Genomic DNA, 4,346 nt, shown 5'->3' with positions numbered 1-4,346 from the left:
TGGCGGCCATCGCCGCGGTGGCGCGCACCGGCATCACCAGCCGCGCCGAGGGCGCGAGCCACGCCTGGCGCATCGAGGCCGGGCGCGAGCCCGAGCCGGCGGCGCTCGACCAGGGCACAGTGGTCGACGTCGCCGACCTCTACTACAACACCCCCGCGCGGCGGAAGTTCCTCAAGACCGAATCCACCGAGTTCGCCCACTGCGACGACATGTTCCGCCGCGTCGCGCTCGCGCGCCCCGACATCGGCCTGCAGCTCGCCCACAACGGCCGCGTGATCCACCGCCTCCCTCCCTCACCGCCCGCCGCGCGGGTGGCGGCGCTGATGGGCGACGACTTCCTGCAGCACGCCCGCGAGGTCCAGGCCGACGCCGGGATACTGCGCCTGGCCGGCTTCGCGTCGCTGCCCGCCTATTCGCGCGCCAGCCGCGACGCGCAGTATTTCTTCGTCAATGGCCGCTTCGTGCGCGACAAGCTGCTCGCCCACGCGGTGCGCGAAGCCTACGCCGACATCCTGCACGGCGCGCGCCATCCGGCTTACGTGCTCTTCCTCGAGCTCGACCCCGCCGGGGTGGATGTGAACGTGCATCCGGCCAAGATCGAGGTGCGCTTCCGCGAGTCGCGCGCGGTGCATCAGTTCGTCTTCCACGCCGTGCGCCGCACCCTGGCCGAGAGCGGAGCGGGACGCGCTGCGGAGCTGCACGCGCCCGCAGCCATTGGCGTCGGTGCCGGCCCCGCGGCCTCCCCGGCATCGGGCACCGTCCCGCAAGGGGGCTTCTCGAGCGCCCTCCCCCCGCTTTCCGTCCCGACGGCCGCCCACCACCCCGCATCGCGGTCCTGGCCGCCCGCAGACGCCCGCCAAGGACGCCTGGCGATGGAGTCGGCGAGCCGCGCCTACTTTGATTTCGCCGCGGGCGCACGCGATAGCGGTGGCGCCAGCCTGCCCGACCGCCCCGGCGAGATCCAGTCGGGCCCGCGCCCGGCGCCGACGGAGACCGCCACGGGCGAGGCGCCGCCGCTCGGCTACGCGCTCGGCCAGCTGCACGGCATCTACATCCTCGCCCAGAATGCCGCCGGCCTCGTGCTGGTGGACATGCACGCCGCCCACGAACGCATCCTCTACGAGAAGCTCAAGACCGTGATCGACGGCCGCCCGGCCGTGCAGCGCCTGCTGATCCCGGCGGTGTTCTCGGTGGGCGCGAAGGACATGGCGGCGGCCGAGGAAGGCACCGAGGTACTCGCCGGCATGGGCTTCGAGATCGCCGCCGCCGGTCCGCAGGAGCTCGTGGTGCGCAGCGTGCCCGCGCTGCTGGCGAGCGCGCCGGTGGCCGAACTGGTGCGCGAGCTGCTGCAGGAGCTGCGCGAATTCCCCGCCACCGAGGTCGTCACCGCGCGCCGCAACGAGCTGCTCGCCACCATGGCCTGCCACGGCGCGGTGCGCGCCAATCGCCAGCTCACCCTGCCCGAGATGAACGCCCTGCTGCGCGACATGGAGGCGACCGAGCGCGCCGACCAGTGCAACCACGGCCGCCCCACGTGGACGCAGCTGAGCTTGGCCGAGCTCGACCGCTTCTTCATGCGCGGGCAGTAGCACACCCCCGGTGCCGAATGCGCGCCCGTCGGCGCGCCTGCATCATCCCGCGCGATACACCAGCACCCCGACCACCACCGCGGCCACCGTGGCCCAGCCGATGCGGTCCACATACTTGCGCAGCGCACCCTCCATGCGCTCGCCCCCCCAGGCCATCAGGCCCGCGACGAGGAAGAAGCGCGCGCCGCGCCCGATCAACGAGGCCAGCGTGAATGGCAGCAGGGCCATCGACGCCACGCCTGCGGCGATCGTGAAGACCTTGTAGGGAATCGGCGAAAAGCCGGCGATGAAGATCGCCCAGAAGCCCCAGGCATCGAACCATGCCACCGCCTGCTCGTAGGCGCCCCAGTAGTTGCTGCCGCGCAGCCAGGGCTCGATGAGGTCGAAGGCGTAGTAGCCGATGAGGTAGCCGAAAAGTCCCCCCGCCACCGAGGTCAGGGTGGTCAGGAGCGCGAACCACCAGGCGCGATGCGGATTCGCCAGGCACATCGGCGCGAGCATGACGTCCGGCGGGATCGGAAAGAACGACGACTCGGCGAAACTCAGCCCCCCCAGGAACCAGGGCGCGCGCGGATGACGCGACCACACCATCGTGCGCTCGTACAGCGGCGAAAAGATCTTCAAGAAAGCACCTCGACAGGATTGCACGGACGCCCCGTGCACAGCGCGCGCAATCATACCTGCAAGCCACTTCTCCTTTGCGGGCACGCTCATCCACGCATCGCTCACCATGGCGACCGCCGGCTTTGTCCCCAGCACCCGTGGGCAGCTCCCGGGACAAGCTGTGGATAAGTTCCGCAAGGCGCTGACGGACAGGCGTATTCCCCCGCTGCCCGTTTTTTGTGCAGCGCCACGGCGCGGAACTATGTCTCATCCGCCGATGCGGCGCAATTGAGTCGGAGCGGGGCTTCTGCTAGCTTTCGGCATAGCTGCGACATACGCCGTTTCACTTGCCCGGCACCGTCCTCGCCGCCTGCGACCGACGCGGTGCCCCGTCCCGGAGAATGCGCTCCATGAAGAAGACCCTCGCCGCGGCCAGCGCTGCGGCCCTGCTGGCAGGCGCCTGCGCCACGCCCGTCCATCACGCCCCCGCGGCGAACGCCCAGGCAGCTGTTTCGCAGCGCGCACTGCACTCCGCCTCGCACTGGAACAGCCTCGCCCGCGACGTCGCGCAGCGCCTGTCCGCCCGCCTGGCCCCGCAGACCGCGCTGTTCGTCAATCAGCATGCCGACGCTTCGGCCTTCGACCGCGCCTTTTCCACGCAGTTGATCACCGCCCTGCTCGAGGCCGGCCACCCGGTGCTGCGCACCCCGGCCGGCGCCCTGCGCGTCGGCGTGGATACCCAGGTCAAGCCCGGCGTCGATGCCACCGGCTCGCTCGAGATCATCGTCAGCACCAGCGTGACGGACAACAGCCGGTTCATCGCGCGCGAGACCGGCGTGTTCCGCGCGGACGCGGCCGACGAGGCGCTCTACCTCGCCGCCCCGCAGGCGCGCACCAAGTCCTTCCAGGTCGTCGGAGGCGAATGATGCGCAAGCCCGCAATCCTCGCCGCAGCCCTCGCCGCCGCCGTGCTCGTCACCGCCGGCTGCGCCACCGAACCGGTCGCGTCGCGCAAGGACATCAGCTTCGACGCCGCCGCCGCCAACCCGCTGATCCCGTCCAACTACGCCGCGGCCGACAGCCTGCTCGCGCAGCTGCGCGGCCAGCTCGCGCCGACGCAGGCACTGATCGCCGCCACCGTGGTGAACATCGACGCGCTCGAGCAATCCTCCACCCTCGGCCGCCTCATCTCCGAACAGGTCTCGGCGCGCTTCACGCTCGCCGGCTACCGCATGATCGAGATGAAGTTCCGCAACAACGTCTATATGGCGCGCGACCAGGGCGAGCTGATGCTCACCCGCGAGATCCGCGACCTCGCCAGCACGCACGACGCGCAGGCGGTGGTGGTGGGCACCTACGCGCAGAGCAGCGAGATGGTGTTCGTGAACCTCAAGGTCATCCAGCCCGAGACCAACGTGGTGCTGGCGGTGCACGACTACGCCCTGCCGCTCGACCCGATGACGCGCTCGATGCTGCGCGGCCACCGCTGATCGCTGCATCCCGGGGGCGGGCGAACGCGCGCCCCCGCCGACCGCAAGCTTTTCGGCACCGGCCCCATCAGCCTGGAAATGCGCCGCCGTTCTCGGCAAACCTGAGGGGTTGCGGGTCGCACGCTGGCGGATCACGACGGCCTGGGAGATAATCCGCGCGCCCTGCGCCGTCGCGAATCCCGCGCCCGAGCGCACACTTCGGCCTCGCCCAAACTGCCTCCGCCCATCCCCGCCCCCCTGCCGCCCGCCCTGCTGCTGCTCGGCCCCACCGCCAGCGGCAAGACCGCGAGCGCGCTTGCGCTCGCGCAAGCCCTGCCGGTGGAGGTGATCAGCGTGGATTCGGCGCTGGTGTATCGCGACATGGACATCGGCACCGCCAAGCCGAACGCGGAGGAACGCGCGGTGTGCCCGCACCACCTGATCGACGTGGTGACGCCCGAGGAGAGCTATTCGGCCGCACGCTTCCGCGCCGACGCGATCCGCCTGATGGGCGAGATCGTCGCACGCGGCAATATTCCGCTCCTGGCCGGCGGCACCATGCTGTACTTCAAGGCGCTGCGCGACGGGCTCTCCGACCTGCCCGCGGCCGACCCCGAGCTGCGCCGCGCGCTCGACGACGAGGCCGCCGGGCGCGGCTGGCCGGCGCTGCACGCCGAGCTCGCCCG

The 4,346-nt window shown here is 71.2% G+C and carries 5 protein-coding genes; 4 read left to right on the top strand and 1 reads right to left on the bottom strand.

Going from position 1 to position 4,346, the window contains the following annotated elements; all coding sequences use genetic code 11:
• On the top strand, positions 1-1,589 hold a 1,589-nt coding region (mutL, locus tag C665_RS18645; RefSeq protein WP_004326586.1), incomplete at its 5' end, for a DNA mismatch repair endonuclease MutL.
• 42 nt (positions 1,590-1,631) lie between these two features.
• Here mutL and C665_RS18640 read toward each other — a convergent pair.
• A complete protein-coding gene (locus C665_RS18640) occupies positions 1,632-2,213 on the bottom strand; it encodes a YqaA family protein (protein ID WP_004326584.1) in 582 nt (193 codons plus the stop codon).
• A 389-nt stretch (positions 2,214-2,602) separates the two neighbouring features.
• Between C665_RS18640 and C665_RS18635 the strand changes: the two genes are divergently transcribed.
• From C665_RS18635 to miaA, 3 genes are all read left to right on the top strand, one after another.
• On the top strand, positions 2,603-3,118 hold the full coding sequence (locus C665_RS18635) for a hypothetical protein (protein ID WP_004326583.1): 516 nt from the start codon (positions 2,603-2,605) through the stop codon (positions 3,116-3,118).
• On the top strand, positions 3,118-3,681 hold the full coding sequence (locus tag C665_RS18630) for a FlgO family outer membrane protein (RefSeq protein ID WP_004326581.1): 564 nt from the start codon (positions 3,118-3,120) through the stop codon (positions 3,679-3,681). The genes C665_RS18635 and C665_RS18630 overlap by 1 nt, the downstream gene beginning before the upstream one ends.
• Positions 3,682-3,894: 213 nt before the next feature.
• On the top strand, positions 3,895-4,346 hold a 452-nt coding region (gene miaA / locus C665_RS18625), incomplete at its 3' end, for a tRNA (adenosine(37)-N6)-dimethylallyltransferase MiaA (RefSeq protein WP_083854724.1).

It is taken from the genome of Thauera aminoaromatica S2, from assembly GCF_000310185.1.
Classification (GTDB): Bacteria; Pseudomonadota; Gammaproteobacteria; order Burkholderiales; family Rhodocyclaceae; genus Thauera; species Thauera aminoaromatica.
The sequence above is the reverse complement of the archived record's forward strand: the minus strand, read 5'-3'. Positions and strand labels throughout refer to the sequence as shown.

Coding starts and splice junctions, on each gene's coding strand:
- C665_RS18630 (WP_004326581.1), top strand. CDS start 3,118: ATGCGCAAGCCCGCAATCCTCGCCGCAGCCCTCGCCGCCGCCGTGCTC.
- C665_RS18635 (WP_004326583.1), top strand. CDS start 2,603: ATGAAGAAGACCCTCGCCGCGGCCAGCGCTGCGGCCCTGCTGGCAGGC.